This is a genomic window from Acidovorax sp. GW460-11-11-14-LB4 (assembly GCF_059423685.1).
Map to the genome: position 1 here is coordinate 1 of NZ_JBWKYJ010000135.1, position 2,908 is coordinate 2,908.

Below are 2,908 nucleotides of genomic sequence, written 5' to 3' on the forward strand. Positions count from 1 at the left end.
GATGGGGGGGCGGGCGGTGGATTGGACAGTGCGCCCGTGCCATGCACCCAGAACGAGTTGACGACGGGCAGCCCGCGCGTAGAGCGCTCGTCGTTGAAGGCGTGGGTGTACAGCAGCATCTGCATCTCGCTGTGCAGGCGATGCAGGGTGCGGGCTTGTTTGACATCGGGCATCCAGGCGCGCACGTCGCGCAGCAGCACGCGCTCCAGCGACGCGGTGGCCAGGTCGGCAAACAGCGGCCCGCTGGCCAGCCAGCGCGTGGGCTGGTCGTAGTGCAGGGTGATGCCGTCCTCGGCAAACCAGGGCGCCACGATGGCCAGCAGCGCGCGGGATGCGGCTTCATCCAGGCCCAGTTGCGCTGGGTCGCGCAGGGTGACGTGGTCGGTGCTGACCTGCCACTGGCAGGGGGTGACGAAGGCCCAGGCCTCGCCGTGGATCGTCAGGCCTTGCTGGTGGCGGTGCCAGGCGGCCCAAGGGATGCGGCCGTCCTGCGCGGGCAGGCCCAGGGCGCGGGCCAGGGCGCGTTCATGGGGGGCAGAGAAGCTGGTTTCTTCGCCGCTGTCGCTCTGGGCGGGATAGGGGCTGAGCCGGGCCAGCAGCCGGTCCAGGTGGGGCAGGGCCAGGCCCTGTTGGGCTTGCTGGCATCCCGGTGAGGCGCTGGCGGCGTAGGGAATGAGCAAATGGGTGGTGTCCGACATGGGCGTATTGTCCGGGATGCCACAATCGGCCCGGCCCGTAGCGTGCATTCCGCACCGTACAGGTCCTTCTTTCCTAATCCATGCAAATTCCCTACGAACTGGCCCTGGGCTGGCGCTACACGCGCGCGGGCCGCGCCACGCGGCGCAATGGCTTCATCTCGTTCATCTCGGGCGTGTCCATGCTGGGCATTGCGCTGGGGGTGGCGGCGCTGATCATCGTGCTGTCGGTGATGAACGGCTTTCAGAAGGACGTGCGCGACCGCATGCTCAGCGTGGTCTCGCACATCGAGATCTTTGCGCCCCTGGGGGCCGCATTGCCCGACCCGGCGCTCACCCTGGCCGAGGCCAAGAAAAACCCGAATGTGATCGGGGCTGCACCTTTTGTGGCGGCACAGGCCCTGCTGGCGCGCGGCGAAGACATGAAGGGGGCGCTGGTGCGCGGCATCGACCCGGCCCTGGAAGGGGCGGTGACCGACCTGGCTGCCACCAACGAGAAAACGCTGAACCTGCTGGTGCCTGGCGAGTTCCGCGTGGTGCTGGGGGGCGAGCTGGCCCGTGCCCTGGGCGTGCGGGTGGGCGACCCGGTGACGCTGATTGCGCCCGCCGGCCAGGTGACGCCCGCAGGCGTGGTGCCGCGCCTCAAGCAGATGACGGTGGCGGGCACGTTTGACTCCGGCCACTACGAATACGACTCGGCCCTGGTGCTGCTGCACCATGAAGACGCGCAGCGCATCTTCCGCCTGGAAGGCCCCACGGGCGTGCGCCTGAAGCTCAAGGACCTGCACCAGGCCCGCGAGGTGGCGCAGCAGCTGGCGCAGACCCTGAGCGGCCAGCTGCTGATCCGCGACTGGACGCAGCAAAACCGCACCTGGTTCGCCGCCGTGCAGCTCGAAAAACGCATGATGTTCATCATCCTCACGCTCATCGTGGCGGTGGCCGCGTTCAACCTGGTCTCCACGCTGGTGATGACGGTGACCGACAAGCGCGCCGACATCGCCATCCTGCGCACTCTGGGCGCCAGCCCCAAAAGCATCATGGGCATCTTTGTGGTGCAGGGCGCGATGGTGGGCGTGATCGGCACGATGGTCGGCCTGCTGCTGGGCCTTGGCATCGCGTTCAACATCGATGTGATCGTGCCGGCCATCGAGCGCGCGCTGAACGCGAGCTTTTTGCCCAAGGACATCTACCTCATCAGCAAGATGCCCAGCGAGCCGCAGAGCAGCGACATCGTGCCCATTGCGGTCATCTCGCTGGTGCTGGCCTTTGTGGCCACCCTGTACCCCAGCTGGCGCGCCAGCCGTGTGAACCCTGCCGAGGCTTTGCGCTATGAGTAATCCCACCTCCAACGACGATAAAAACAACGCTCACCCGGTGGTGCTGGAAGCCAAGGGCCTGACCAAACGCTTTACCGAAGGCCGCCTGGACGTGACCGTGCTCAAGGGCGTGGACCTGCAGATCCATGCGGGCGAAACGCTGGCGATCGTGGGTGCCTCGGGCTCGGGCAAGAGCACCTTGCTGCACCTGCTGGGCGGGCTGGACGCACCGACGGCAGGCACCGTGCGCCTGAAGGGCGAGGAGATGTCGTCGCTGTCGGCAGAGCGCCAGGGGCAGTTGCGCAATCAGCACCTGGGCTTTATCTACCAGTTCCACCACCTGCTGCCGGAGTTCAGTGCGCTGGACAACGTGGCGATGCCGCTGCGCATTCGCCGCCTGCCGTTGGCGCAGTGCCATGCCGAGGCGGAGCGGGTGCTGGCGTCAGTCGGTTTGAAGGAGCGGCTGATGCACCGGCCGGCCGAGCTGTCGGGCGGTGAGCGTCAGCGGGTAGCGATTGCGCGGGCCTTGGTGACGCGGCCTGCTTGCGTGCTGGCGGACGAGCCTACGGGCAATCTGGACCGGAGTACGGCTGACGGGGTGTTTGACTTGATGCTGCAGTTGGCGCGGGATCAGGGCACCGCATTTGTGATGGTGACGCACGATGAGTCGCTGGCGGCCCGGTGTGACCGGGTGATGAGGCTGGTGTCTGGGGTTTTGGGGTGATTTTGGCTGGATGCGCTAGTGGAATATGCGGTGGTAGCTATTGATTTCGTGGCGTTTTCTTGTGGTTGCTGATTGGATCGCATGCCTGGGTTGAAGGCGGAGGCCGGGAGTCGCCCGGCGTGCGAGTAACTTTCTTTTGCTTCGCCAAAAGAAAGTCACCAAAGAAAAGGCGA

The 2,908-nt window shown here is 66.2% G+C and carries 3 protein-coding genes; 2 read left to right on the top strand and 1 reads right to left on the bottom strand.

The features are described 5' to 3' along the window. Positions 1 to 698, bottom strand: a 698-nt coding sequence (locus AC07X4_RS23820) for a phosphoglycerate mutase (protein ID WP_494741525.1), incomplete at its 3' end; no start/stop codon positions are given. A gap of 80 nt (positions 699 to 778) precedes the next feature. Here AC07X4_RS23820 and AC07X4_RS23825 point away from each other — a divergent pair. Together AC07X4_RS23825 and lolD are read left to right on the top strand one after the other, a co-directional pair. Then, entirely contained in the window at positions 779 to 2,032 is a 1,254-nt protein-coding gene (locus AC07X4_RS23825) for a lipoprotein-releasing ABC transporter permease subunit (RefSeq protein ID WP_494741526.1), read from the top strand. After that, on the top strand, positions 2,025 to 2,735 hold the full coding sequence (gene lolD / locus AC07X4_RS23830) for a lipoprotein-releasing ABC transporter ATP-binding protein LolD (RefSeq protein WP_494741527.1): 711 nt from the start codon (positions 2,025 to 2,027) through the stop codon (positions 2,733 to 2,735). The genes AC07X4_RS23825 and lolD overlap by 8 nt, the downstream gene beginning before the upstream one ends. Positions 2,736 to 2,908 lie beyond the last annotated feature (173 nt).